This window comes from Tessaracoccus defluvii, from assembly GCF_014489575.1.
Lineage (GTDB): Bacteria > Actinomycetota > Actinomycetes > Propionibacteriales > Propionibacteriaceae > Arachnia > Arachnia defluvii.
Window position 1 is genome coordinate 1551983 of the sequence record NZ_CP060789.1, and the last position, 24394, is coordinate 1576376.

A 24394-nucleotide genomic window follows, 5' to 3' on the forward strand; every position below is an offset into this window, starting at 1 on the left:
CCTTCCGCCACGAGTCCGCCGCCGCGGGTTGCGCCCCTGTCGGTGGGGCGTGCAAGGCTGGGGGCCATGACGCACCCCTGGGATTTCGAGCCGCCGCCGGATGTCGACGAGCTGCCCCCGGACCCGTGGGACGAGCCGCCGGCCGACCTGGCCCAGGCGGCCACGGCGCCGCCGGTCCCCCGCCCCACGCGGCAGGTGCCCCAGCGGGGCGCGGTCGACCGCGGCACCGACGGCCTGCGGGACGAGGCGCTCGAGGTGCTGCGGGCGCTGACCGGCAGGCCGGAGGCCGACTTCCACGACGGCCAGTTCGAGGCCATCGAGGCCCTGGTGGCGCACCACCGCCGCGCGCTAGTCGTGCAGCGCACCGGCTGGGGCAAGTCTGCCGTCTACTTCATCTCGGCCCTGCTGCAGCGCCGGGCCGGGGCCGGGCCCGCTCTCATCGTCTCGCCGCTTCTCGCGCTGATGCGCGACCAGGTGGCTGCCGCCGAGCGGGCCGGGGTCCGGGCCGCGGCGATCAACTCCGCGAATGTCACCGAGTGGGCAGACATCGAACGGCTCCTCGACGACGACGCGCTCGACGTGCTGCTCGTCTCCCCGAACGCCTCGTCAACCCACGCTTCCGGGCCGAGCAGCTGCCCCGCCTCGTGGCGACGGCGGGGTTGGTCGTCATCGACGAGGCGCACTGCATCTCCGACTGGGGCCACGACTTCCGGCCCGACTACCGCCGCATCCGCACCCTGATCGCCGAGCTGCCCGCGGACGTGCCCGTGCTGGCCACCACCGCGACGGCGAACGAGCGGGTCGTCACGGACGTCGCCGAGCAGATGGCTGCCGGCGGGCACGAGGTGTTCACGCTGCGCGGCGCGCTGGCGCGTGAGTCGCTGCGGCTCGGGGTGTTGGAGCTGGGCACCTCGTGGCGGCGGCTGGCGTGGCTGTCGCAGCATCTGGCCGACCTGCCCGGCAGCGGCATCGTCTACTGCCTGACGGTGTCGTCGGCCGAGGACACCGCCGAGCTGCTCCGCAAGGCCGGACACACGGTGCTCGCCTACACGGGCCGCACCGACACCGCGGAGCGGCTGGCCGCCGAGGAGGCGCTGAAGAACAACGAGGTGAAGGCGCTGATCGCCACGTCCGCCCTCGGCATGGGCTTCGACAAGCCCGACCTCGGGTTCGTCATCCATCTCGGCTCCCCCAGCTCGCCCGTCGCGTACTACCAGCAGGTCGGCCGCGCGGGCCGCGCCACGGCCAGCGCCGACGTGCTGCTCCTGCCCGGCAGCGAGGATCGGGAGATCTGGCACTACTTCGCCACCAACGCCATGCCGACGCAGGCCCGTGCCGAGGCGGTCATCTCGGCGCTGACGGCGGCGGGTTCCCCGCTCTCGGTCGGGGCGCTCGAGGCCCGCGTCGACCTGCGGCGCGGCCAGCTCGAGCTGCTGCTGAAGGTGCTGGCCGTCGACGGCGTCGTCGAGTACGTCCAGGGCGGCTGGACGGCGACAGGCCAGGCCTGGGCCTACGACAAGGAGCGCTACGACCGGATCGCCGAGGCGCGGATCGCCGAGCAGCGCGCGATGCTGGAGTACCAGGCCGGGGCCTCGTGCCGGATGGCCTTCCTGACGCAGGCGCTGGACGACCCGGCGAGCCGGCCGTGTGGACGCTGCGACGTGTGCGCCGAGGCCTGGTATCCGACGGACGTGTCGCTCGGCGCGGAGACCGGTGCCAGGGCCACGCTCGATCAGGTCGGCGTCGCGGTCGCGCCGCGGGCCCTGTGGCCGCAGGGTCTCGACCGTGTCGGGGTGACGATCGACGGGAAGCCGGTCAAGGGCAAGATTCCGGCGGAGGAGACCGTGTCCGAGGGCCGTGTCATCGCCCGCCTCACCGATCTCGGTTTCGGCACCACCCTGCGTGGCCTCTTCGCGCCGGGGCCCGACGGCCGGGGCGTGGACGGCGAGCTGCCACCGGAGCTGGCCGGGGCGACGCTGCGGGTGTTGAAGGAGTGGGGCTGGGCCACCCGTCCGGTCGCCGTCGCCTGGATCCCCAGCCTCACGCGGCCGTCGCTGGTGCAGGGCTTCGCCGAGGGCGTGGCGCGGGCGGGCCGGCTCGAGTCACTCGGGCCGCTCGACCTGCATGCGTCGGAGCCCGTCGGCTCCGCCAACAGCGCCTTCCGGGTCCGCGACCTGTGGACGAGGTTCGCGGTGCCCGACGTCATGGCCAGCCGGCTGGCGGCCCTCGACGGCCCGGTGCTGCTCATCGACGACCTCATCGACTCGCGGTGGACCATGACGGTCGCCGGCAGGCTGCTGCTGCGGGCCGGTGCCCGTGAGGTGCTGCCGCTCGCCCTGGCCTCTGTCGCCTGACCGCGGCGGGCGACCGTCAGCCCCAGACGGCGGTCGCCCCGGCCTCGCCTGTGAGGGCGACAAGCACGAGGCCAGCGACGGCCGCGAGCACCGTCGCGCCACCCGTGACGACGACGAGAGGCCCGTGCCGCTCCTTGTCGGCGTGCCCTCTGGCCAGCAGGTGCAGCGGCAGCAGCACCGCGAGCAGCAGTGTGACCCACGGCGTCCACGTGCCCAGCGCCTGGTGGCGGGCGATGACCGCGGTGCCCGTCAGCCCCAGGTCGGCGGCGAGCAGCGGCCCGGTCAGCAGCGCGGCGAACCCGGACGCCGCCGCCACGACGCCGACCAGGACGGCGAGTCCCCGTAGCGCTCCCGGAGCCTGCGGGAGAGCACCACGAGGAGGGCGCCGAGGGCGGCGAGCGGGATGAACACCACCACCGCGTGCACGATCAGCGGGTGGAGCGGGAGCCCGAGCATCACTACCCCGAGACCGGATTGCCGGCCGCGTCGAGCACGAACCAGACGTCCGGGACGTTCTGGCCCGTCACGTCGCCGGGCGCGGCGTCGTTCTTCCAGTAGTACAGCGGCCACCCGTTGTAGGTGGCCTGCGTGGTGCCGTCGCTGCGCTGGAAGGACCCGAGCAGCGAGGCGTCCACACCGTCTCCTGCTGCGGGTTCACCCACCAGCGGCGGCCAGTTGATCAGGCACTGACCCTCGCAGGCGCTGCTGCCGGGGGCGTCCTTGGTGAAGAGGTAGAGGGTCATGCCGGCCCCGTCGACGAGGATGCTGCCGAGTGAGGAGTCGGCCATCGCGAGCGTCAGCGCGGCGTCGGCGGTGGGGCTGGCGGCGGGCGCGACGTTCGTGCACAGGTTCGAGCGTCGGGTCTTCGGGCTGGCCGTTTCGATCACCCGTGACCGGGGCTGGCGGAGGAGGTGGCGCAGGAGGCGTTCCTGCGGGCCTGGCGGGCCGCAGGCAGCTACGATCCCGCCCGCGGCTCGGTGGTGACGTGGCTGCTGACCATCACCCGCAACCTCGCCATCGACGCCGTCCGCGCCCGCAGGTCCTTCGCCACGGACGCCGCGATCCTCGAGCACCTGATCTCCGCCGTGCTGCGCGACCCCACCGAGGCCATCGACGACCAGTTGGAGGCGGCGGAGGCGGCCGGCAGGCTCCGGGCCCTGCCCCCGAGCAGGCGCGCGCCGTCCTGCTCGCGGTGATGGCGGGCCGCACCGCCCAAGAGGTGGCCGACCATGAGGGGATCCCTCTTGGCACCGCGAAGACACGCATCCGGACCGGGCTGGCGCGCCTCCGACGCGCCGTGGAGGGAGAGTCATGACCGCCCATCTCGACGACGACACTCTGACGGCACTGGCACTCGGTCACCGCGACGCCGGCGCGGAGGGCGTCGCCGACCACCTCCGCGTCTGTCCCGCCTGTGCGGCGGCGCTCGCCGACCTGGCCGCCGCCGTCCGGGGGACGCTCGCGGCCGCACCGTCGATCGCGCCCCCGGACGGGTTCGCCGGCCGGGTGCTCGCCGCGGGCCGCGCGGAGCGGGAAATGCCCGCCGGCGTGACGGCGAGACGATCGGCACCGCGGGAGTGGTGCGGCTGGGCGCCGGGCCGGTGCTGGTCCTGAGCGTCACGGGGGGCCGGCCGGGCGCGACGTACGAGTGCGTGCTGCTGGGCGCGGACGAAAGCCGCACGAGCGGGGGCAGCTGGACCCTCGCCGACCCCGGCTACGGCCGGACGCCGTCAGGCGCCTGGCTCGTACCGGTCGACCGGACGGGCGTGGTCGGCGTGGAACTGGTCACCCCGGAGGGGAAGGTCTGGGCCAGCGCGCCCCTGTGAGGACGCGCCCGACTCACCGGCTACTCGCCGAGGATGCCCTGGACGAAGCCCTCGGGGTCGAACGGTGCCAGGTCGTCGACACCCTCGCCGAGGCCGACGAGCTTGACGGGGACGCCCAGTTCGCGCTGGACCTGGACCACGATGCCGCCCTTGGCGGAGCCGTCGAGCTTCGTCAGGACGATGCCGGTGACGTCGACGACCTCGGAGAAGATGCGGGCCTGGGTCATGCCGTTCTGGCCGGTGGTGGCGTCGAGGACGAGCAGGACCTCGGTGACGGGCGCCTTCTTCTCGATGACGCGCTTGACCTTGCCGAGCTCGTCCATGAGGCCGGTCTTGGTGTGAAGCCTTCCGGCGGTGTCGACGAGGACCACGTCGGTGCCGTCAGCGACGCCCTTGGCGACGGCGTCAAAAGCGACCGAGGCGGGGTCGGCGCCATCGACGTCGCTGCGGACGGTCTCGACGCCCACCCGCTCACCCCAGGTGGCGAGCTGCTCCGCCGCTGCCGCACGGAAGGTGTCGGCGGCGCCGAGCACCACCGTCTTCCTCTCGGCGACGAGCACCCGTGCGAGCTTGCCGACGGTCGTGGTCTTGCCGGTGCCGTTGACGCCGACGACGAGCACGACGGCCGGGTCGCCCTCGGTGGCGGGCGTCAGGTTCAGGGAGCGGTCGAGGCTGGGGTCGACCAGCTTCAGGAGTTCGGCGCGGAGGACCTCCCGCGCCTTGGCCGGGTCGGCGACACCGTCGACGGCAAGCTGACGGCGCAGCGCCTCGGTCAGCTCCGTGGCGGGGCCGACGCCGAGGTCGGAGGTGATCAGCGTGGTCTCGAAGTCGTCCCAGACGTCGGCGTCGATCTTGTCGACCGACAGCAGGTCGGCCAACGCACGCGCCAGGGCGTTGTTGCTGCCGGAGAGCCGCCGACGCAGCCGCGACCAGCGGGTCAGCGGCGCCTCGGGGGCCTCGAGGGTCGCGGCGGGCTCAGGCTCGACGGCGACGGGCTCCGGTTCGGAGACGGCAGGCTCCGCGGGGACAGCTTCCGGCTCCGGCGCGAGGGGCTCCGTCCCGGGTTCGGCGGGCGCGACGACGACGTCCTCCCCGGCCACCGTCGCCTCGAGCTCAGCCTGTCTGCCGGCCTCCAGCTCCCGATGCCTGCGGTTGCTGACCGCGACGATGATGCCTGCGGCGATGAGTGCGACGCCGATGACGCCGATGACGACCCAGAAGAACCAATCCACGGGGACATCCTAGCGGCGCGCGGGGAACCGGCCCCTGAGCCTGTCGCGCGCCGACCCCGCCGGGCCGGTCAGCGTTCGTCGAGGCGTTCGAGGAACGCGGGCACCTCACCCTTGCCGTTGAGGTGTCGGCTGACCTTGCTCACCGCCCGGGACACGCGTCCCTCGGGCAGCCGCAGGTGCCCCGACGACGCGGCCACGAACACGAAGACGACGGCCGCAGCCGCGAGCACGATGACGATCGCGACGGCGAACACGGCGGTGGTCAGGACATCCATCGGGTTGCTCCCTCCGATGCAGCGGCGACGATGTCCTCCAGTGTGCCATCGGGGCCCAGCGGTTCCCCGATGGACACGCGTCGCACGGGCGTCGTCAGCGCTCCGCCAGTCGCTGCGACACCACCGTCGAGATGCCGTCCCCGCGCATCGTCACGCCGTAGAGGGAGTCGGCGATCTCCATCGTGCGCTTCTGGTGCGTGATGATCAGCAGCTGCGAGTTCTCCCGCAGTTCCTCATAGATCCCCAGCAGCCGGCCGAGGTTGGCGTCGTCCAGTGCCGCCTCCACCTCGTCGAGGATGTAGAAGGGGCTCGGGCGGGCGATGAAGAGGCTGACCAGGAACGCGACCGCCACCAGCGAGCGTTCACCGCCGGACAGGAGGGACAGCCGCTTGACCTGCTTGCCCGCCGGCCGGGCCTCCACATCGACGCCGGTGGTGAGCCAGTCGCCGGGGTCCGTCAGCACCAGCCGACCCTCGCCGCCCGGGAACAGCCGGGCGAACACGTCGGCGAAGCTGGCCTCCACGTCGCGGTAGGCGGCCTCGAAGACCTCCTCGACGCGGCGGTCGACCTGCGCCACGATGTCGAGCAGGTCGGCGCGGGTGCGGCGGAGGTCGTCAAGCTGCTCGGCGAGGAACTGGTGTCGCGCCGTCATGGCGTCGAACTCCTCGAGCGCGAGCGGGTTGACGCGGCCGAGGATGGCCAGGTTCCGCTCCGCAGCCCGGAGCCGGGCCGCCTGCCTGTCCCGGTCGTAGGGCACGGGATCGGGCTGCTCGTCGTCGGCCTGCAGCGCGGTGCCGTCGGGGCGGGTGAGCACGGGCACCGGAACATCGGGGCCGTACTCGGCCAGCAGCTGCTCTGGTTCGAGGCCCAGCTCGGCGAGGGCCCGGTCGGTCAGCTGCTCCAGGCGCATCCTGTGCTCGATGCGGACCATCTCGTCGCGGTGGGCGCCCCGGACGATCTCGTCGAGCCTGGTCGCGGACGCCTTCGCGGCGTGTCGGGCGGCGGTGGTGCCGGCCTCGGCCTCACGCCGGGCCTTGTCCGCGGTGTCCCGCTGGGCCGCGGCGCGCTGCCGGGCGAGTTCCACCTTCTCGGCGAGTCGGGTGGCAGCCTCGTTGACGACGCGGGCGACCTCGGCCTCGCGTCGCAACTCTTCTGCCCGCTGCCGTGCGCGGGCACGGGACTGGCGTTCCTGCTGCGCGGCCCGCTGCAGCGACTCGGCCCGTCCCCCGATCGCCTTGGTCTGCTCCTCCAGGCTGCGCAGCGCCAGCCGCGCGTCCATCTCCGCCTGCCGGGCCCGCCGGGCCTCAGCGGCCTTCGCGTCGCGGTCCTCCGGGTCCGGTTCCGCGACATCCTCCTCGGCGGAGGCGGCCTCGAGCCGGGCCTCCAGCTCGGTGAGGGCCTCCTCGTCGCGGCGTCGGGCCTGCAGCGCCGTCCCGACGGCCTCGGCGAGCCGTTCGGCCTCCCGGGTCGCGGCGGCCTGAGCCTGCCGGAAGGATCCCAGCTTGTCCGCGACAGCGGCGAGCGAGGCGTCCGACTCGTGCAGGGCCGCCAGCGCTGCCTCCTCGCCGGCCCGGGCCTCTGCCAGCACCACCGCGGCCTGTTCGGCCTCGAAGCGGAGCCGGTCGGCGTCGTGCCCGGCGACGGCGAGGGCGCGCTCGGCTTCGGCCAGTTCGGCGTGGACCTCGAGGAGTGACGGGGCGGCCGCGGACCCTCCCTCGACGAGCCAGGCGGAGAAGATGTCACCGTCGGGGGTGACGGCGACGGTGGTCGCATCGGCATCGACGAGCGCGGCCGCGTGGTCCGCCCCGTCGGCGACGACGACCCCGGCGAGCAGGTGGTCGAGGGCCCCGGCCAGGTCGTCGGGCGCGGACACCAGGTCGCGGATCCGCCGCCCGGTCCCCGCGGGGTTCCGTCGCGGCGCCTGCGCGACCACGAGCGGCGCCCGGCCCAGGTCTGCGTCGGCCATATAGCCGGTCGCGGCGAGCGCTCCGGGGAGCCCCTGCACGACGATGGCCTCGGTCATTCCCCGCAGCGCGGCGGCGACGGCGGCCTCCCAGCCGGGTTCGACGGTCAGCATCTCCCCCAGCCGTCCGACGACCTCGTCACGGCCGGAGCCGAGCAGGTCGGCGGAACCGTCCTTCGACTGCGTCAGCAGCCGCAGCGCCTCTACTCGGGCCTCGAGGGCGGCCCGGGTGCGCGACACCTCGGCCTCCCGGCTCCGCAGCGCGGCCGCGGCTTCCTCGGCGGAAGCGACGGCGGCCTCGGCCTGCTCGAAGACATCGTCGAGGTCCGACTCGTGGGTTCCGAGGCCGGCCAGCGACGACTCGGTCTCGACGTAACCGCGGGCGGCGGACTCCGCCCGCTCCAGCGCCTCCGCCCGGCGGGTCGTCAGCCGCGCGACCTCCTCGTCGGAGGCCTGCAGCCTGGACCTGATCGAGTTGACCTTGCCGTGCAGGCGTGCCAGCCCCTCACGGCGGTCGGCGATGGCGCGCAGTGCCGCGCTGTAGGCGTGTTCGGCGGCGGCGTGTTCCTGCTCGGCGCCGTTGCGTCGCAGGGTGGCGTCTCCGAGGGCCGCCAGCGCCGCCTCGGCGTCGGAGCACAACTCCTGTTCGCGGGCGCGGATCCCGGCGGCCTCGGCCTCGAGCGCCTCCGGATCGCGTCCCCCGACGTCGAGCGCCGGCTGGTTGTCGCCGGCCCGCATCCGCTCGGCCGAGATGGAAATCGTGGTCGTGACCCGCTCGCGCAGCGCGGCCAGCGCATACCACTGCTCCTGGGCGGCGTCATAGTCGGAGGCGGCGGCCCGGAGGCGCCGTTCGGCGGCCTCCTCCGCCTGCTGGGCGTCGGCGACGGCGCGCTCGGCCCTGGCCTGTGCCTCGGCTGCAGCGGCCTCGTCGGCCAGCTCCGCCGCCAGCTGCGCGGAGGCCGAGGCGAGGTCGTCGGCCAGGAGCCGCGCCTTCGAGTCGCGCAGCTCCGCCTGGATGACGGCCGCCTTCCGCGCGGCCTGCGCCTGCCTGCCGAGCGGCTTGAGCTGCCGCTGCAGTTCGGCCACCAGATCCTGTAGCCGCTCCAGGTTCTGCCCGGTCGATTCCAGCTTCCGCAGCGCCTTCTCCTTGCGCTTGCGGTGCTTGAGGACGCCGGCCGCCTCCTCGATGAAGCCGCGCCTGGTCTCGGGGGTCGCCTGCAGCACCTGGTCGAGCTGCCCCTGGCCGACGATGACGTGCATCTCCCGGCCGATGCCCGAGTCGCTGAGCAGCTCCTGCACGTCGAGCAGCCGCGCCTGGGTGCCGTTGATCGAGTACTCGGAGCCACCGCTGCGGAACATGGTGCGGGTGATGGTCACCTCGGCGTACTCGATCGGCAGGGCGCCGTCGGAGTTGTCGATGGTGAGCTCGACCTCAGCGCGGCCGAGCGGCGCGCGCTTCGTGGTGCCGGCGAAGATGACGTCGTCCATCTTGCCGCCGCGCAGCGACTTGGCCCCCTGCTCCCCCATCACCCAGCTCAGCGCGTCGACCACGTTGGACTTGCCGGAGCCGTTGGGGCCGACGACGCAGGTGATCCCGGGCTCGAACAGCAGCGTCGTCGCCGACGCGAAGGACTTGAAACCGCGCAGGGTGAGCTTCTTGAGGTACATGGCTTACTCGGCGGCCTGGACCTCAGGAGAGTCGGCGGGGTGGGCCGCCCCACGCACGGCCCGGAAGGTCCACAGCTTGTTGACCACGAAGTTGATCGGCATGGTGATGAGGATCGCGATGAGCTGGCTCCAGTACTCACGCGAGTTGAGGCCGCGCTCCTCGTGGAACCACGGCTCGGGCAGATACACGGGGCTGGTCGGGTTCGTCAGGGCGATCTTGATCGCGAGGCCGACGGCGGCCGCGACGGAACCGACCGCCAGGAACGGCCAGAACTCGCGGAACCACGGCGCGTGACGGTGCGAACGGAACGTCCACCAGCGGTTCAGCTGGAAGTTGTAGACGTTGGCGACCAGGAACGCAACGATCCACACGATCGCGGTGAACCGGACGTTGAACTCGGTGCCGGGGATGCTCCAGACCACGTTCTGGGCGTTCACCGAGCCACCGTTGGCCTTGTTCATCAGCACCATGACGATGAGGTTGACGATCACACCGGACCCGCCGACCATCCCGAACTTCACCAGCTGGCGCAGCGAGTTGCCGTACCGGCGGACGAGTTCCTTGATCATGCGGTGCCTCTCTGGCTGATTGAGCTGAAGGCCCAACGAGCCAAGCATTGTCAAGTATGGCCGCACCGGTGGGCAGGACCAACCGCCACGCCGTCGCAGGAGGGCCACCGGGGCCGGTCGGGCCCTCGTCGGGAGGGCGTCAGGCGGCCGCTGCCGTAGGATCAGCCCAGTGACCGACTCCATCGACATCGCTTCTGCCGCTGCGCCCTCGCCGTCCTTCGACAGGGCCGACCTGGAGGTGGCACTGCGGGTGCTCGGTGCGGCCCATGAGCTGCCGGAGGATCACCCGGACCGGATCGCGCTGCGGGACGCCACGTCCGGCATGTACAAGTCCGCGCGGAAGAAACGGCGGCGCGACTTCCGTGACGCCGTCAGCTCGGCCGACCGCGAGGTCGTCGCCAGGACCGCGACCGGCGCCCCCGACCGCATCGACGACGAGACCCGCGGGATCGAGCTCACCACCTCCGTGGAGTCGGCCAGCGCCGGCAGCCTGCTGCGGCCACGCAACTGCTACGTCTGCAAGGAGCCCTACACCCGGGTCGACGCGTTCTACCACCAGCTGTGCCCCACCTGCGCCCACTTCAGCCACGGCAAGCGCAACGCCCGCACCGATCTGACGGGCAGGCGCGCCCTGCTGACCGGCGGCCGGGCCAAGATCGGCATGCACATCGCCCTGCGGCTGCTGCGCGACGGCGCCCACACCACCATCACCACCCGGTTCCCGAACGACGCCGCCCGCCGCTTCGCCTCGCTCCCGGACTCGTCCGACTGGCTCCACCGGCTGAAGGTCGTGGGCATCGACCTGCGCGACCCGGCCCAGGTCATCGCGCTCGCCGACTCCGTCGCGGCCGCGGGACCGCTCGACATCCTCATCAACAACGCGGCCCAGACGGTGCGGCGCTCCCCCGGCTCGTATTCCCTGCTGGTCGATGCCGAGACACAGTCGCTCCCCGGTGGGCCGCTGCCGGAGATCGAGAAGCTGGGCGGTCCTGCGCAGCTGCACCCGGTCTCGATCGGCACCTCCGTCTCCGGCGGCTCGGCGTCCGTTCCCGCCCCCATGCTGTCGACGGCGTCGCTGGCCGGCACCGTCGCCGAGGGGGTCGCCCAGCACCTGACCGCGGGCGACCTGACGGCGTTGGCGATGACGGCCGGGTCGTCGTCCCTCGCGAAGCACGCAGACGGCAGCGCCATCGACGCGGGGGGCCTGGTGCCCGACGTCGCGCACGTCAACAGCTGGGTGCAGCACGTCCACGAGGTCGATCCCGTGGAGATGCTCGAGGTGCAGCTGTGCAACACGACCGCGCCGTTCCTGCTGATCGCGCGGCTCCGCGCGTCCCTGGCCGCCTCCCCCGCCCGGCGCACCTACGTCGTCAACGTGTCGGCGATGGAGGGACAGTTCTCCCGCCGCTACAAGGGCCCCGGCCACCCGCACACGAACATGGCGAAGGCCGCTCTCAACATGCTGACCCGCACGAGCGCCAGCGAGATGCTCACCACGGACGGCATCCTCATGACCGCCGTCGACACCGGCTGGATCACCGACGAGCGCCCGCACTACACCAAGGTGCGACTGGCGCAGGAGGGGTTCAAGGCGCCCCTCGACCTGGTCGACGGCGCCGCCCGCGTCTACGACCCGATCGTGCGCGGCGAGGCCGGCGAGGACGTCCACGGGGTGTTCCTGAAGGACTACGTCGCGAGCCCCTGGTGACCCGCCGCCGTGCTTGACCCCCTCCTCACCGCCACGCACGCCGGGTTCATCGCGGCCCGGCCCGACGGCGCCGACGAGGACGTCCACATGCTCCCCGGCATCGTCGACCACGTCATCGAGCGGCTGACGCCGTCCGGGGCCCTGGTGTTCGACCCGTTCGCCGGCTTCGGCACGACCCTGGCCCGCGCGGTGGCCCTGGGGCGCAGGGCGCTCGGCGTCGAGCTGCTGCCGGAGCGCGTCGACCAGCTGCGCCGGTGGGTGCCGCAGGCGCACGTCATCGAGGGCGACGCGCGGGAGTTGCTGCGCCTCGTCGCAGGACTCGTCGCCCCCGGGTCGGTGGACCTGATCCTGACGTCGCCGCCGTACATGACGGTCAACGACCACGATGCCGATCCGTTGACCGCCTACGAGCTGGAGGGCGGCGACTACGAGCGTTACCTGGCGGAGCTCGGACTCGTCGCGGCCCAGTGTGCGAGGCTCGTGGCGCCGGGCGGCTTCGTGGTGTGGAACGTGGCCGACATCGACCACCTGGGTATCCGGACGACGCTGATCGCCGACTGCGCGCGGGTGCTCGCCGCCCACCTCGACCCGGCCGGGGTCACGACCATCGAATGGGACCGCCTCCCGCATGATCTGGTGGCCGACGCGCTGCTGGTCTTCCGTCGTCCCGCCTGACCTCAGTCGCCCTGGGGGTGCTTTCTAGGACTTCCAACACGGCCCACCTGGCGACCCTCAGCACTGCGGCTGACGCGCAGCCTGCTCCCGGCGTGCCATCGCGGCGCGAAGGGTCCGAACCTTCAGCAGGGCGGCGTCGATGAGCTCAGCGGCGTCCTCAGGTGTGGCCGGTAGTCGACGGCTGGTGTCGCGGACGCGGTCGAGCAGGGTGTCGACGGCGAACTCTGGGAATTCCTTGGCGACCCGCGCCCGGGCAGCCTCAAGAGCCGCCACGACTTCGCGCGCACCCTGCTCGAGCTGCGCGGGAGCAGCATCTTCCTGGCGGAACTGATCGTCCGACAGGTCGCTGGGCACCTCGATCGCGAGCACCCCCTTGGCCCGCTGGAGCCTGATCCTGGCTTTCTCCGGCCTCGCGGTTCCCTGCCACAACGTGATGCGGATCAGCTTGAGCCCCGGCCCGTAGTCGTGCTCACCCTCCAGCAACACGTCGCCGAGATCACAGACGGGATAGACATCGCCGTAACCCCAGTCTCCACGGCAGGTCACGTGGATCAGCACCATGTGCTCGGGCGCGAGGTCGGTCGAGGGCTGTAGTGGCACCTCATCCTCAGGTGGTCGGCCATTCGCCCGCATCCGGGCCGGCCGGCGGCCAGCCAGCTCGAAGAGACTACGGGCGTCCGCGGCCGGGGTTCCCCCTGGGGTCCCACCAGGAGAACCCGACCATGCGTGCGTGGTCGCGCAGCAGCTCGGCGTCGCCGGGGGCGATCGGGAAGGTGGACGCCAGCTGGACCTCACGGAGGTTCGGCGCGGCCAGGAACGGCGAGAGGCCGGTCGTGAGACCCTTCATCGAGCCGAGGTCGAGCCGCCACAGGCCTGTCAGCCGCCAGAGCGGAGGGAACGACTGGACCTGAGGCAGGGCGTAGAGGTCGAGTTCCTCGAGCGTGGTCAATTCCTCGACGCCCACCAGCTCTGTCAGCCCGCGCACGTGGCTGACCATCAGCTGGCGAAGGCTCGTGCAGCCGCGCAGGTCGATACGTTCCGCGGATCCCCCGTTGATCGCCAGGCTCTCCAGCCCCTCGACCTTCGCCAGTTCCCCGTCCGGCACCGTGACCGACGTCAGGCCGAGCGCACGCACCCCTGGAGCGACCTTCGAGGCGTCGAAGACACCCCCCTCGAAGTCGACACGGAAGCTGTTCCATTTCTCGCGGACATCGGTGATCCACAGCACGCCGTCATCGGTCATGTCGAGGACATCCGCTGGGCGCTGGAGGCTGCTCCCCGGACCGCCGGGTCATGCTTGCTCCTTCGATTCCATTCTGTACATCGTACAGACTTACGGAATCCACGACACCAAACCACCTTTTCGAACATCGGTCTGTCAGACGGGGTCAGGCCACCGAACGACCTGAACACGGGCGCTGACACCTGGGGCAGAAGTGCGATGACCGGCCGTCGAACGGTTCACGACGGATCGGGGTTCCGCAGCGGTGACACCCCTCCCCCTCGCCGCCGTAGGCATCCAGTCCGCGGTCGAAGTAGCCCGACTCGCCACGCTAGACGCATCCACGAATAGCGATTCGAATGGCCGGCGAGTGGCCATTCAACTGGCAGGCGAATGGCGATTCGACTCACCCCCAGATCCGCCGAAGCGGGACGCCCCCACGTGCGGGTCCTCTGAGAAGGCGGATGGCGGTTGCCCAGGCATCCGACGGGATCGTCTTTTGATCTACCCACTCCGTTGCATCGTGCGACCTAGCGCTTCCTTCCCGTGCCTCGCGTTCGCGCAAGTACTCGAGGAGGACCTTGCGAATCACGGCCTTCTGCTCGCCACTCAGTGGTGGCGCTCATTCTCGGTTGCGCAGGACATGTTCGGCGTGAGCAGTCCAGCCGAGAACATCATCCAGATCAGAGACCCTGACCAGGGTCCTGACGACGGGGCGCCCGTCGCAACCGCTCACCTTCTCCTTGCGCGCCGGAAGTGTCCCCTCTGTCGACGCCGCGTGAATTCTGACCCCTGGTGCCGAGCGAAAGTTGACCCCCTCGGTCAGAGTGAGGGAGTGATCAGCGTGGAGGATTGGGCCGAGATCAGACGGCTTCACAAGTCAGAGAAGATGCCGACCAAGGCGATCGCGCGTGAGTTGGGGGTGGCGTGGAACACGGTTCGTTCGGCGTTGGCCTCGGATGCGCCGCCGAGGTATCAGCGGGTGTCGGCTGGGTCAGCCATCGATGTGTTCGAGCCGAAGATCCGGGAATTGCTGGCCAAGACACCGACGATGCCGGCGACGGTGATCGGGGAACGGATCGGGTGGGTCGGGTCGGCGTCGATGTTGCGGGCCAGGGTTGCCTTGTTGCGGCCGCTGTACGCACCGTCGGATCCGGCGGCCCGGACGCAGTACGTGGCTGGGGAGACCGTCCTGACCAGAACTGGGAACAGCCAGAGACCATCTACGAGAGCACAGCAGGATCGACGCTAACTGCCTGGCACATGTTCACGAAATGCTCTTCGTCGACAGCTCGCAGAAACTCCATGCAGCGCCGGATATGGCCGTGCACCGCTCTGGCGTCCAGTACCTCCACCGTTTCGCTGCCTTCGCCGTGAGAGAAGCGGTTGCAGAAGTCGTATACGTCGCGGTATGGCTCGTCAGGATCCACCTGCACAAGCGCTTCCATCTGCTGAAGGAAATTCGGCCGGTGCGGCGCCTTGTAGCTCGCGAATGTCTCCAGCACCCGCCGAGCCGCGTTGGGCAGGAGGAATAGCCGTTCGTGGTCCTCCGTGTCCTGCACACCCATCATCACCATGGAGAAGAGATACGCGTACTCCGAGGTACTGTTCCGCAGCAGCGTCGGAAGCTGACCAACCTTCGTTGTGCGCCTACCCTCGCTCGTCGCAGCGAATATCTCGCGAAACGCTACTCGCGGAAATCGGATCTCGTTCGCTTCACCTTCGGCGATCGCCCTGGCGGACGCGCGCCACTTGCTGTTGTGAGACGAGATGAATAGGCGAAGCAGGTTGAAGTCGTGAGTCAGGACGATGTACTGCCCGAAGTCTTTGAGCGTACTGACCAACCACTGATGGGTAGCGAAGAGGGCTTCCCGGTCAAGGGAACTCGAGGGGTCGTCGATGACGACGATGCGTTTGCCGGGATCAATGCCACGACCCTGCTGATCTTCGAGATTCCGCAGAAAGTACAGCAAAGACAGCGTGGTGCGCTCCCCCTCGCTGAGATTCGTGCCAGCCACGTCGTCACGCCGACAACTGTAGGATCTGCCGTCGTCAGTCACGGCGATGCTGAGGTGGTTCTTCCCGTAGACTCGCGCCAAGTCGCGGGTGAGGGTGTCAGCCATCTCCTTCGTGGTGAACTGCTCCTGGCGCACGCGTTGAATCGCGCGCTCGGCCGACTCGGCAGCCTTCACAGCGCCTACGTTCGATTCTTTGGCCTCAGCTGCTTGTGTTTCCAGGTCGCGAAAGGCCCGGCTCTGCGAACCGATGATGTGATTGAGCACCGCCGTCTTCCGAAGCTCCGTCAGCTCTTCGTGCCGACGAGCCTGATGGTTATGGTCCTTCACCGCCTCTGACAGGACGGTCGCGGAGACCGCGGTGTCAAGCACCGAGCATTCGGGCTCCTCAGGGGTGGCACTGGGATCGGCGATCTTCGTGTTAAGGGCATTTTCGACTAGTTCGATGCAGGCCACTCGCGTCTCAACTTCACGTCGAGCCTCGTCTGCGGCCATCTTGAAGGCGGCTTGAAGGTCGCCGGAAAGGGCCGACTGGGCGGGCAACGAATCGAGCCAGGCGAGCAGAGCCTTCTTATGCTCCCCGACCATTGCCAGGAACTGCTGTGCATCGCGCCGGATCTGCAGCCAGCTTTCGTCGAAATGCCGGGCAAGTCGTTCCCACCGCTCAAGGGATATCGTGTTGTCGCAGAAGATGCAGCTTCCCTCTGCCTCGTGGAGCAAGAGCCCTTGCTCCACCCATTCCTGGGCGCGGGGCTGGAGCCGAGAGCTTCGATCGCGACGCGCGTCGGAGTGCGCGACAGAATAGGTCCGAACTCGTGCAGTCGTTCCACCACAGTCGGCGGGTTCGCAACATCCGGGAGGATCGAAGGTGCACTCTCGCCGAGCCGGACGAGTGCGTCTGCGTGAGCACCGTCGTCAGGGAAGTCGCCGCGCACTGATCGGAGCATCTCGCCGACCTTGACGACCGAGTAGCGGCTCTTGCTGTAGTTTTTGTAGTCAAGAGGCTGGAGCTCGTCGACGATGCGCTTCTGCACGTCGCGGGCGAGTTGGTCGACCTTTTGCTGGGCCTTCCGACGCAGCTCCTCACTCTTGCTCGCATGATCCTGTAATCGTTCGATCTCGGCCTCGAGCTCCTTCTCCTTCTCCTTCGAGTCGATGGCGGCTTGCCCGAGAGTGACGATCGCGTCAGCGCTCTCCCCCGCCAAGAACTCTGACAAATTCGCTTCGACCCACGCACGAGTGAATACGGCGATCGATGATGGGCCGCTGCCACCCGGAAGGACGTTCACCGTGCGTTGGTCATCCTCCTCCCACACCACACCGGTTGCTGCCTGCCCCTCGCCGAGGCTGAGAAGTAGTTCAGCCAGCGTGGACTTGCCACTGCCGTTGTGACCATAGACGATGGTCGCGCGCCCCAAGGGCAGGCTGTCGGGCCAGAACCCCTTGCCGAGGGACCGCCATCGGTTCTTCAGATCAAGTCGACGAAGCATGCGCTGAGTGTAGTTGTCGCCTCCGACATTCCCAGGCAATCGAGCCGGCCAATAGCGCACCCCGAGGCCTCACTGGCTCGCGGATTAGTGGGACCTCACTCGTTGATCGCCGGGTCATCCTCGATCTAGTCAACGAGGAGACCTTCGGGGATGACGTCGCCGTGGTTTCGGCGCAGGTAGTCCCGTGCGTCGTCGAGGGACGGGTCGTGCTGCAGGCTCTTCTGGAAGTAGTCGAGCCGGCGTTTCGCGTCGTCGATAATCTGGCCCCAGTCACGCACCCAGACCCTGACCTTCGCTCCCGACGCATCGGGGAGGTCAGGCTCGAACACGACCCCACGTTTCCGGTTCTTCTGGTTCGCCTCCTGACGGACGACGTCGTCGATCTCGCCCGTCACGAGCCAGAAGTCCCACTCCGTGGTGCTACTCGCAAACCGCGGGTCCTTGGCCACTGCCATCGCATACGCCTTGATCTGCGCCAGTTCCTTCTGCCCTGCTTGGATCTTCGGGGCCTTGAGCTCGACGACGAGGTGCCGGTTCCGGTCGTGCTCGGTGGCAGCGACCGAGAGCAGGAGATCGAGCCGGCCCGACTTGCCGTCGAGCAGCTTCACGGGCGTCTTGTCGTTGCGCGGCTCGTCGAGCAGTTCACGGTGTCGATCGAGCGCGGCGGTCAGGCCCCGCTCGCTCACCATGAGGTTGTACTGCTCTCCAAAGACCCATAGTTCGCTCTCGAGGATCTTGTGGAGGTGGTCCCGCTCACCCACCATCTTGCTCGTCTCGGGGTCGAAGACCATGAGCTCGAGGGCGCGGAGGAACTCGAGCCGGTTGGTGACGTTGCTCGACGCCTGGATCACCCGCGACAGACTCGTGCGGCTGAGTAGACGCTCGAGCTGCTCCTTCTCGTCGGCGGGCAGCCCCACGTACTCGTCGAGCAGGGCCGAAACATCGCTCGGCCGCTGCTGGAGCGACTCACGCAGGAGCCCGAGGGTGAGCCTCTTCTGCTTCTTGCCGCTTGGGATGTGCCTGCGGATCGACGTAGCGACCACATCGAAGGTCGCTCGCTCGACCTTCTCCTCCTCCGTCCCCGGCTCGCCCTGGTAGGGGTAGACGTTCCCTTCCTTCCACTCCTCGACGAGCTCACGGCGACGCTGGGCGCGCCGGCCATCGAAGTGCTCGTCGAGCGTCCGGTCGACCTCCGCAAGCAGCATTCCGAGGACCGAGGGTGTGCTCTCGAGCTTCGCGAGGATCCACTCGTTGTGTTGTCCGGGCATCTCGTCCCAAATGACGTAGGCCGAGTAGCGGAAGTCGACGGCCGGCGCGGTGTCGAGCGCGTCCACCGGCACACCTTCGCCGTCGCAGAGGTGGACAGCGCGCTCATGGCCCGCTTTCCACTCGATGATCCGGAGCTTTGCTTGACGGGCGACGGCCTCGTGCTCCCACTCGAGGTCGTAGGTGGTGTCGAAGTCGATGACGTCATCGGGCTTGATGCGCGAGCCGTCGAAAAGGACCTCGACATCGTCACGGGCGAGCAGATACGGCGCGAACGTCGCCGTGATCCGGTCGCGCGCCTTGTCGGCGTCGAGGCGATCCAGAGCATCACGGCCCGAAGCAACGAATCGCGTCCCAGTGCCGTCGTCGGTACCCACCGGGTCCGAAGCGTCGAAGTCGTTCCGGGCGTTGACCGAGGAACGGACGACTGAACGAAAACGCTTCCCGTCGACGCTGTCGGCGACGGTCGCCCATTGGATATCTGTGCCCAGGGCGAACGCCCGCAGCCGGCCTTGGCCGAAGCGGCCGTGCAGCGGGCGCTGCTCGCCTTTGCTGCGACCTGCCATCCACTTCCACGAGTTGCCGACCCACCGGAAGGCGGAGGACAGTTCCTCGGGTGCCATGCCATGCCCGTCGTCGGTGACCTCGACGCCGATCACGCCGTCGGCCTCGTTGCGGTGCAAAGCGACCGCGACGGAGTGGGCATCGGCGTCGAGGCTGTTCCACACGAGCTCTACGACCGCCTTGACCGGATCATTCTCGTGGGCGAGCCTCTCGACGAGGTCGTTGCCGGCCTCCAGGGAAATACGAGCCATGGCGCTGCCTACCGGTTGCCCTTGGTGCGGTTGTGCGTCTGGCAGAGCATCGTCAGGTTGGCCAGGCTCGTCGATCCGCCCTTCGACCAGGCGGTCACATGATCGGCGTCCATCTCGTTCTGCTTGTAGATCCGGGCCTTGTTACTGTCCCCGGCGATCGCGCACAGCGGGCAGTTCGACTCGCCCGCAGCCTTGGCCTTCGTCGTCTGCCGCTCGTAGGCGACACGCTTGTCCTTAGCCTCGAACAGACGGACGTCGAGCAACTGGGGCCTCATCTCGCCGTCGAGCAGGTACTCGTAGATTCCCTTCGGGCTGTGCACCGCAGGGTCGGAGCGAAGCTCGTTGACCCTGACCTCAAGCTTCGCCGGGCTGTAGGACGTCGTGTGGTGCGCGTTGTAGAGTCGGCCCCAATCAAGGCCGCGCATCTCCTTGTCCGGGGGTCGGATGAAGACGCCGGCGACCCAGTCGATGACCGAGGTGAAGTAGTTCTTCAGCTCGGCGATGTCGGCATCTTGGCGATGCTGGGCGAGGTAGGCGTCGATGGTCAGGCCCTTCGCGGCGGCGACCCACTCGAGCGCTTCCTCGAGGATCTGCTGGCGCTTGGGGTCGCCGCCCACGTACGCCTGCCACTTCTGCATGTTCGCGTTGTTGGAGTTGGAGTACTCGGCTTTGGCCTTGGTGACGAACGGGCCGGAGTAAATCGCGTTGAGCAACTCCTGCCTGTTCAGCGGGACGCCGGCGATATTGATCGTCTGGAACCAGGCCTTGATCTCGTCCTCGGTGCCGTCGCACTCGTAGATGTCGAGCTTGGCGTCGAGGATCCTGCGCTGGAGGTTGACAGGCAGCGACGAGAACGTCTGCTCCTTACCGCCGACCTTGATGGCGAACTTTCCGGTGACGAACCGGCCGACGCTGGTGATGCGCTGCTGGCCGTCGAGTACTTCGAGTGTGGAGCCCTCGACGTTGAAGTAGATGAGCCCGAGTGGGTACTCCTTGAGCAGCGAGTCGATCACCGCGACGTCGCGCTTGCCGTCGTTGTAGATGTAGTTGCGCTGGTACTCAGGCTGGATGACGAGCCTGCCATCGAGTCCGAACAGGCCCTTGCCCTCCAGCTCGTTGTAGACGAAGCCCTTGAGTACTTGCTCGACGGTGTAGTGCCTGAGCTCGGTATCCATCAGGCGTCCTTCCGGCGGATGAGGATGCGTTTGAAGACCGCCTGCTTCGTGCTCTCAATGCCGAGCTTGGTCCGCCCCTGACTGCCGGCGAACTCGGGCCCGAGCGGAGTGATGCCTAGGGCAGCACCAAGACGTCCCTCGCTGTTGCCTATGATCTCAAACTGGTCGGGGTTGTACCTGTCGAGGAACGTGATGGGCACGCCCATGACGCCGGCGTAGTCAGAGGGGATCGCGTCGGTGTACGGGACCTCGATCGCGTCGAAGTTCGCGTACCGCTGGTAGCCCTCATCGCCGCCGAGCTTCTTGATCAGTCGCTTGTTGAACCTGAGATTGTCATCCATTGTCATCAACTGCAGTGGCTCGTGCCGACGGCCGTGGTCGATGTTCGTGAACCAGCAGGAGTTGCCCAGCCGCGTGTAGTCACGCTCGTCGTCCGATGGGTAGCCGAGCTTCTTGGCCTTCAATCGGTCTGCCTCCGACACCATCGAGCCCTTGGGGACGCCGAACACCATGTCGCTGCTGTTGGCTGTCGCACCCTTCCACAGCCTGTTGGCCCTGATGTGAGGGAAGACCTCGGCGTACGTGATCGCGTTACTGCTGCCGACGACCGCGAAGCACTTGCCGCCGTCGACCAACCACGTGATGAACTCGCGGAACAGGCTGAACGGCGGGTTGGTGATCACGATGTCGGCCTCATCACGCAGCGCGGTCACCTCGGCACTGCGGAAGTCCCCGTCGCCATTGAGGTACTCCCACTGCAGGTCGTCGATGTTGACGACGCCGTCGCCGTTGATGTCCTCCGGTTCGAGAACGAACTTCTTGCCATTGGCACGGGTCTTGGCGGCGTCGAACTTCGGGTCGTCAATCTCAAAGAGAGTCGGCTCGTACGAGAACAGCGCCGGGTTGCTATCGGGGGCGTAAGAGGTCGAGATGAGCTTCTTGAGCCCGAGGTCGACGAAATGGAGGGCGAAGAACTTGGCGAAGTTCGACCACTCGGGGTCGTCACACGGCAGCAGAAGGACCTTGCCGCGGAACACGTCCGAGTCGTACTCAAGATAGGCGTTGACCTCTCGCTCGATGTCAGCCCACTGAGTGTAGAACTCATCGTTCTTCGCCGCCTTGGCCGCGTTGAGGCTCGAAGTCCGATTCGCGACCGTCGACATGCACTCCCCTTGAGACTCGCTGCACCACCGGATTGAGGCGCTGCTTCCTTGGCGTCATCGTATCGGGGAGGTCCGACAGAGTCCCGGAGACGAGGCCGACAGACGAAGCCACAGGGCCCTCAGACCACGCAGAGCGCGTGGATGAAGCCGATGGCCGACTCGACCCGGATGCGCAGCGCGCTCAGCTGGGTGATCGTGAAACGACCGGCGTGCCCGTGGGTGCCGTTGTCGAACTCGCGGAAGAGTCCTAGGACATTGTCCATGTCCTCCTCTACGAGGTCCTCGATCGACTCCTCGTCGATGCCCTTACGCCGCAGGAGGAATCCGACCTTGGCCCGTCGAGTTGGCACTCCCCTTTCGGTTCGGTCGCACGACGGATCCGCCTCGGCAACGCTTGAATCCGGTGCTGCGCCGTCTATCATCGCGATCAGCACTTCGCGCGCGCTCGTGCAGAAGTGACGGGCCGCGTCGGGGTTGCGCGGACTGAGGGAGAACAACGCCCCGGTCCACCGGTCGACGAGGTCATGTCCAAAGGCTGCGAGCTCGGTCTGCATGCTCGGGCCGCGCAGCTCGTCCTCAGTCGGGTCGTCCTCGACAGCGCCATCGCCGTCCATCGCATTGAGGAGGTAGGCGCTGTTCGCGGCCTCCTCGCTGCCGCGGTCGACGAGCTCACGGCCCGCCTGCGCGATCGTCCTGCCGGCCAGCCTCTCCTCGGTCGCTGCGTACGTGCGCGCGAGGGTCTCGACCGACAACCGGTACGTGACGAAGGTCGTCCCCACTGGGCGGGAGTTGAGCCTCCGGACCTCTTGGTTGAGCCGGCGACGCTGATTCTCCACCTGGGCGTTGTGCGCACGCGCCTTGGCGTTGTATGTGCGCACCTCGCGGTTGTAGTCGTTCACAGCCTTCTTGATCGCCGCGTTGTGCCGACGCGCCTCGCGGTTGTAGTTCTCGATCGCCTGCTTCTGCTGGCGCTGCGCCTTGTTCACCGCGGCCTTGAACTGCGCTGGAGTCATCTTCCGGATCATGATCTTGAGTATGACCGTGACCACCGACACTTCTGATCCAGAAGTACCTCTCGTTAAGAGCGTTCGACTTGAACCGAACACCTGCTCCTTCGATGCGGAGGTGGCTCAGCATGATCGCGTCTTCCCCACCTCGAGTTGCGCGGCCTCCCAGGCAGGCCTGATGCGCTTGCCCGCGAACGCATTTTCCCGGGTCGACAATGTTCTCGCGAATACGTGCGCGCCGAACGCACCGACGACCCGTGCCTGTTGAGCGCCGATCTGACGTCCTGGATGAGATGGCAAGGCGGCCGAAGGTCTCGGCAGCGCCCGCGTCGAATGGCGAGGTGACTTGTGGAGAGTCTGTAGCCCCGGTCGAGCGTCTCGGGGACGTCCGTCCTCTCTCCCATCTATCCTTGATGACGCGGGCGCAACCGTCCGCGGGCTGTCTTTCTAGTGGCCGCCCGGACTCCACGAAAGATGGACGTGAACGCGTGACGCCTACGCCTGCTAAACGTCGACCAGGGTTGCACCCCGCCCTCTCCAGGCGCCAAGGATTCGCCCTCCTCGAAGAGGCCGAGTCAGTGCGCAACCTGATGCGCGACGCCATCCGCGCGATCCGGGACATGCGCTACGTGAGCACCGCCGGCGACGCCGTCTTCTCCCTCGGGAGCATCGGCACGGAGAAGACGATGAAGATCCTGCTTGGGTGCAGGGCAGTTGAGGACGCAGGCGCTTGGCCCACGAAGTCGGAGCTCGTTGGCTGGGGCCACGACATCGAGAAGCTGAACGCACGACTGCTGACCGCGATCGACGAGGGAGTCGAGCGCACCACGGCTACCGGGTACTCCGCGCGGCTCGCAGAGCGCGTCCGGGAGAGCACAATCATCCCCCTGCTATTCGCGACCTTCGCCCGCTACGGGATGTCTGGGCGCTTCCACCACCTGGACATCCTCGCGACTGACGAGCCCGGCGAGCGCGACCAACCGTCCGAATACTGGGAGCGAGTGGAACTTCACGTCAGGGCGATCCGGCCTGAATTCCAAGAGATCCCGTACGGCGACAACCGCGCGCTGGACTCCTACGAGGAGCGTCTCCGCGGCTTCATCGCGAACGAACTGGACGCCTGGTGGTTCAACGTCCACCGGCTCGGCGTCCAGGGCTGCTTTGGCGAGCTAGGGAAGACAATCGGCTGGGAGATCTGGGAGCCTGGTCGGCCTGAACCGAGCGCCGCACATGACTAGGCCGAAGGCTGCGAACCGTCCACAGCGAGCAAGGACGAGCAGGCGAATCGTACCGGTGCGGCGTGTCGACGAGACTGCCGAACCGCCTAGCGCGTGGTCATCCTCAGGAACGCGCGCTACGGGCGAACCGCTGCATCAGCGGCGAATATCTGTTTCTCCTGATACTTGTCCGTCGAAACGGGCGGAAGCGTGCTCGACTCGCTGACGACCGTCACCGACTTCGAGCCCCGCGTCAGCGCGACGTACAGCTCCTGCGCTTCATGGGCGGTCGGATCGAGGATGACTACCTCGTGGGCGGTCTTCAGATCGTCGTTCTTCGTTGCAGATGGCTTGCCTTCGAGGCACCGCTTCCGCTTGTCTGACGATACCAACACTGCATTTGACGACGACCTCGACCATGCTTGGGCGACGGCAGCGCCGCCTCCAGCTTCGACCTTTGCGGCGCTGGGCCGGTCACCTTCTCGTCGAGTGTAGGCACAGCGCGCACCTCGCGGCGTCCGCCACTCACCTCGATGGTGCCAGTGTCCAGGTGGGCCCAGTGCCGACAGCCACGGCCAATCTGGCGGGGTGTCAAGTACTGCGTGTCAAGCGCTCTGCGTTGACAACCATCGCGTCGAGGGAAGTGGCACGGCCGAAGATCGGCGTCGGAGTGCCAGACATCGATCAAGAACGATTCCGCTGACACCTGGGGCAGAAGTGCGATGACCGGCCGTCGAACGGTTCACGACGGAT

The 24394-nt window shown here is 68.4% G+C and carries 23 protein-coding genes and 3 pseudogenes; 8 read left to right on the forward strand and 18 right to left on the reverse strand.

The features are described 5' to 3' along the window. Positions 1–195 precede the first annotated feature (195 nt). Positions 196–2354: pseudogene (locus tag H9L22_RS07505) on the forward strand (RecQ family ATP-dependent DNA helicase). Between the two features lie 16 nt (positions 2355–2370). On the opposite strand, the gene H9L22_RS07510 reads toward H9L22_RS07505, so the two are convergent. The 3 genes from H9L22_RS07510 to H9L22_RS07520 are packed head-to-tail and all read right to left on the reverse strand — an operon-like array spanning position 2371 to position 3241. Beyond that, positions 2371–2670: a hypothetical protein gene (locus H9L22_RS07510; RefSeq protein ID WP_187722227.1), complete on the reverse strand. Its 300-nt coding sequence runs from the start codon at positions 2668–2670 to the stop codon at positions 2371–2373. After that, on the reverse strand, positions 2637–2810 hold the full coding sequence (locus H9L22_RS07515) for a DUF2231 domain-containing protein (protein WP_187722228.1): 174 nt from the start codon (positions 2808–2810) through the stop codon (positions 2637–2639). Before H9L22_RS07515 ends, H9L22_RS07510 begins: the two co-directional genes overlap by 34 nt. Before the next feature lie 2 nt (positions 2811–2812). Then, entirely contained in the window at positions 2813–3241 is a 429-nt protein-coding gene (locus tag H9L22_RS07520) for a COG4315 family predicted lipoprotein (RefSeq protein ID WP_226966196.1), read from the reverse strand. Positions 3242–3265: 24 nt separating this feature from the next. Between H9L22_RS07520 and H9L22_RS18745 the strand changes: the two genes are divergently transcribed. The 3 genes from H9L22_RS18745 to H9L22_RS07535 all read left to right on the forward strand — a co-directional run bounded on the left by H9L22_RS18745 (position 3266) and on the right by H9L22_RS07535 (position 4180). Then, positions 3266–3550, forward strand: coding sequence for an RNA polymerase sigma factor (locus H9L22_RS18745; RefSeq protein WP_226966197.1), 285 nt, complete (start codon positions 3266–3268; stop codon positions 3548–3550). Positions 3551–3665: 115 nt separating this feature from the next. Beyond that, entirely contained in the window at positions 3666–3968 is a 303-nt protein-coding gene (locus H9L22_RS07530; RefSeq protein WP_187722230.1) for a hypothetical protein, read from the forward strand. Next, positions 3956–4180: a hypothetical protein gene (locus tag H9L22_RS07535; RefSeq protein ID WP_187722231.1), complete on the forward strand. Its 225-nt coding sequence runs from the start codon at positions 3956–3958 to the stop codon at positions 4178–4180. The genes H9L22_RS07530 and H9L22_RS07535 overlap by 13 nt, the downstream gene beginning before the upstream one ends. Before the next feature lie 20 nt (positions 4181–4200). Here H9L22_RS07535 and ftsY read toward each other — a convergent pair whose 3' ends face one another. The 4 genes from ftsY to H9L22_RS07555 form a co-directional block, all read right to left on the reverse strand. Then, a complete protein-coding gene (ftsY, locus tag H9L22_RS07540; protein WP_187722232.1) occupies positions 4201–5412 on the reverse strand; it encodes a signal recognition particle-docking protein FtsY in 1212 nt (403 codons plus the stop codon). Between the two features lie 68 nt (positions 5413–5480). Beyond that, the gene (locus tag H9L22_RS07545) at positions 5481–5687 is read right to left on the reverse strand and encodes a hypothetical protein (RefSeq protein WP_187722233.1); all 207 of its coding nucleotides are present in this window, start codon (positions 5685–5687) and stop codon (positions 5481–5483) included. 94 nt (positions 5688–5781) lie between these two features. After that, positions 5782–9318 (reverse strand): chromosome segregation protein SMC, encoded by a 3537-nt coding sequence (gene smc, locus H9L22_RS07550; protein WP_187722234.1) that lies wholly within the window; start codon positions 9316–9318, stop codon positions 5782–5784. 3 nt (positions 9319–9321) lie between these two features. Continuing rightward, positions 9322–9936: a GtrA family protein gene (locus H9L22_RS07555; RefSeq protein WP_187722235.1), complete on the reverse strand. Its 615-nt coding sequence runs from the start codon at positions 9934–9936 to the stop codon at positions 9322–9324. Between the two features lie 121 nt (positions 9937–10057). On the opposite strand from H9L22_RS07555, the gene H9L22_RS07560 reads away from it, so the two are divergent. Together H9L22_RS07560 and H9L22_RS07565 are read left to right on the forward strand one after the other, a co-directional pair. Next, positions 10058–11596: an SDR family NAD(P)-dependent oxidoreductase gene (locus H9L22_RS07560; RefSeq protein WP_226966199.1), complete on the forward strand. Its 1539-nt coding sequence runs from the start codon at positions 10058–10060 to the stop codon at positions 11594–11596. Positions 11597–11605: 9 nt separating this feature from the next. Then, a complete protein-coding gene (locus H9L22_RS07565; RefSeq protein ID WP_226966200.1) occupies positions 11606–12271 on the forward strand; it encodes a DNA methyltransferase in 666 nt (221 codons plus the stop codon). A 57-nt stretch (positions 12272–12328) separates the two neighbouring features. Here H9L22_RS07565 and H9L22_RS07570 read toward each other — a convergent pair whose 3' ends face one another. The 3 genes from H9L22_RS07570 to H9L22_RS07580 form a co-directional block, all read right to left on the reverse strand. Beyond that, positions 12329–12832 (reverse strand): hypothetical protein, encoded by a 504-nt coding sequence (locus tag H9L22_RS07570; protein WP_187722236.1) that lies wholly within the window; start codon positions 12830–12832, stop codon positions 12329–12331. Positions 12833–12938: 106 nt separating this feature from the next. Further along, the gene (locus H9L22_RS07575) at positions 12939–13514 is read right to left on the reverse strand and encodes a leucine-rich repeat domain-containing protein (RefSeq protein ID WP_187722237.1); all 576 of its coding nucleotides are present in this window, start codon (positions 13512–13514) and stop codon (positions 12939–12941) included. Between the two features lie 145 nt (positions 13515–13659). Continuing rightward, entirely contained in the window at positions 13660–13794 is a 135-nt protein-coding gene (locus H9L22_RS07580) for a zinc finger domain-containing protein (protein ID WP_406707826.1), read from the reverse strand. A gap of 534 nt (positions 13795–14328) precedes the next feature. On the opposite strand from H9L22_RS07580, the pseudogene H9L22_RS18750 reads away from it, so the two are divergent. Then, a pseudogene (locus H9L22_RS18750) lies at positions 14329–14679 on the forward strand (IS21 family transposase); the annotation flags it as partial. Between the two features lie 37 nt (positions 14680–14716). Here H9L22_RS18750 and H9L22_RS07585 read toward each other — a convergent pair. The 6 genes and pseudogenes from H9L22_RS07585 to H9L22_RS07605 form a co-directional block, all read right to left on the reverse strand. Then, positions 14717–16243 (reverse strand): AAA family ATPase, encoded by a 1527-nt coding sequence (locus H9L22_RS07585; RefSeq protein ID WP_226966201.1) that lies wholly within the window; start codon positions 16241–16243, stop codon positions 14717–14719. Positions 16244–16548: 305 nt separating this feature from the next. After that, positions 16549–16998, reverse strand: a pseudogene (locus H9L22_RS18755) (AAA family ATPase); the annotation flags it as partial. Positions 16999–17123: 125 nt separating this feature from the next. Further along, on the reverse strand, positions 17124–19079 hold the full coding sequence (locus H9L22_RS07590; RefSeq protein WP_187722238.1) for an ATP-binding protein: 1956 nt from the start codon (positions 19077–19079) through the stop codon (positions 17124–17126). A gap of 8 nt (positions 19080–19087) precedes the next feature. After that, positions 19088–20254, reverse strand: a complete 1167-nt coding sequence (locus H9L22_RS07595; RefSeq protein WP_187722239.1) for a GmrSD restriction endonuclease domain-containing protein — start codon at positions 20252–20254, stop codon at positions 19088–19090. Beyond that, positions 20254–21417 carry an adenine-specific methyltransferase EcoRI family protein gene (locus H9L22_RS07600; RefSeq protein WP_187722240.1) on the reverse strand — a complete coding sequence of 388 codons (1164 nt, stop codon included), beginning with the start codon at positions 21415–21417 and terminating at the stop codon, positions 20254–20256. Before H9L22_RS07600 ends, H9L22_RS07595 begins: the two co-directional genes overlap by 1 nt. A 119-nt stretch (positions 21418–21536) precedes the next feature. Further along, positions 21537–22472 carry a pPIWI-associating nuclease domain-containing protein gene (locus H9L22_RS07605; RefSeq protein ID WP_226966202.1) on the reverse strand — a complete coding sequence of 312 codons (936 nt, stop codon included), beginning with the start codon at positions 22470–22472 and terminating at the stop codon, positions 21537–21539. A 542-nt stretch (positions 22473–23014) separates the two neighbouring features. Here H9L22_RS07605 and H9L22_RS07610 point away from each other — a divergent pair. Then, complete coding sequence (locus H9L22_RS07610; RefSeq protein WP_187722241.1) at positions 23015–23662, forward strand: hypothetical protein; 648 nt, start codon at positions 23015–23017, stop codon at positions 23660–23662. A gap of 116 nt (positions 23663–23778) precedes the next feature. Here H9L22_RS07610 and H9L22_RS07615 read toward each other — a convergent pair whose 3' ends face one another. Next, a complete protein-coding gene (locus H9L22_RS07615; protein WP_187722242.1) occupies positions 23779–24033 on the reverse strand; it encodes a hypothetical protein in 255 nt (84 codons plus the stop codon). Positions 24034–24325: 292 nt separating this feature from the next. Continuing rightward, a complete protein-coding gene (locus tag H9L22_RS20420) occupies positions 24326–24394 on the reverse strand; it encodes a zinc finger domain-containing protein (protein WP_226966290.1) in 69 nt (22 codons plus the stop codon).

Coding starts and splice junctions, on each gene's coding strand:
- H9L22_RS07515 (WP_187722228.1), bottom strand. CDS start 2,810: ATGCTCGGGCTCCCGCTCCACCCGCTGATCGTGCACGCGGTGGTGGTG.
- H9L22_RS07530 (WP_187722230.1), top strand. CDS start 3,666: ATGACCGCCCATCTCGACGACGACACTCTGACGGCACTGGCACTCGGT.
- H9L22_RS07545 (WP_187722233.1), bottom strand. CDS start 5,687: ATGGATGTCCTGACCACCGCCGTGTTCGCCGTCGCGATCGTCATCGTG.
- smc (WP_187722234.1), bottom strand. CDS start 9,318: ATGTACCTCAAGAAGCTCACCCTGCGCGGTTTCAAGTCCTTCGCGTCG.
- H9L22_RS07555 (WP_187722235.1), bottom strand. CDS start 9,936: ATGCTTGGCTCGTTGGGCCTTCAGCTCAATCAGCCAGAGAGGCACCGC.
- H9L22_RS07570 (WP_187722236.1), bottom strand. CDS start 12,832: ATGGTGCTGATCCACGTGACCTGCCGTGGAGACTGGGGTTACGGCGAT.
- H9L22_RS07575 (WP_187722237.1), bottom strand. CDS start 13,514: ATGACCGATGACGGCGTGCTGTGGATCACCGATGTCCGCGAGAAATGG.
- H9L22_RS07590 (WP_187722238.1), bottom strand. CDS start 19,079: ATGGCTCGTATTTCCCTGGAGGCCGGCAACGACCTCGTCGAGAGGCTC.
- H9L22_RS07595 (WP_187722239.1), bottom strand. CDS start 20,254: ATGGATACCGAGCTCAGGCACTACACCGTCGAGCAAGTACTCAAGGGC.
- H9L22_RS07600 (WP_187722240.1), bottom strand. CDS start 21,417: ATGTCGACGGTCGCGAATCGGACTTCGAGCCTCAACGCGGCCAAGGCG.
- H9L22_RS07610 (WP_187722241.1), top strand. CDS start 23,015: ATGCGCGACGCCATCCGCGCGATCCGGGACATGCGCTACGTGAGCACC.